This window comes from Rhizobium redzepovicii, assembly GCF_019793435.1.
Lineage (GTDB): Bacteria > Pseudomonadota > Alphaproteobacteria > Rhizobiales > Rhizobiaceae > Rhizobium > Rhizobium redzepovicii.
The window spans coordinates 1-432 of sequence record NZ_JAILYH010000087.1 but is presented as its reverse complement, the minus strand read 5'-3'; the positions used below and the strand labels follow the sequence as shown (position 1 = coordinate 432).

The 432-nt window shown below is 59.5% G+C and carries 1 protein-coding gene and 1 pseudogene; both read left to right on the top strand.

The window, feature by feature from the left end; genetic code table 11:
- Positions 1-240, top strand: a pseudogene (locus K6N12_RS33700) (DeoR/GlpR transcriptional regulator); the annotation flags it as partial.
- 37 nt (positions 241-277) lie between these two features.
- On the top strand, positions 278-432 hold a 155-nt coding region (locus K6N12_RS33695; RefSeq protein WP_246645735.1), incomplete at its 3' end, for an FGGY family carbohydrate kinase.

Genomic DNA, 432 nt, shown 5'->3' with positions numbered 1-432 from the left:
GTGCTGCACCAGTCCCCTGAAACAGTCGATACCAAGCGCGCCATGTTCGACTGTTCCGTAAAACGCATCCTGCTTGCCGATCATACAAAGTTCGAACGGCGTGCACTCCACAGTTTCGCAGCACTGGATGAGTTCGACGTCGTTATCGTCGACGACAAGACCCAGCCGGTGCACATCGACCGCATGCGGTCCAGAGATATCAACGTGGTCATTGCCAAGGGCGCCGGAGGGCGCTCCTGACGGCACGGGCCGGTTGTCCCTCGTGAGGTAAACGGGAATGCCGACACTGCTCGGGATCGATAGTGGTTTGACAGTCACCAAGGCGGTCATCTTCGATGTCGACGGCACGCCGCTTGCAGCCGCCCGGCGCCGGGTGACGCAGTTCATTCCGAAGGCCCGCCATATCGAGCGCGACATGGATGAATTGTGGAA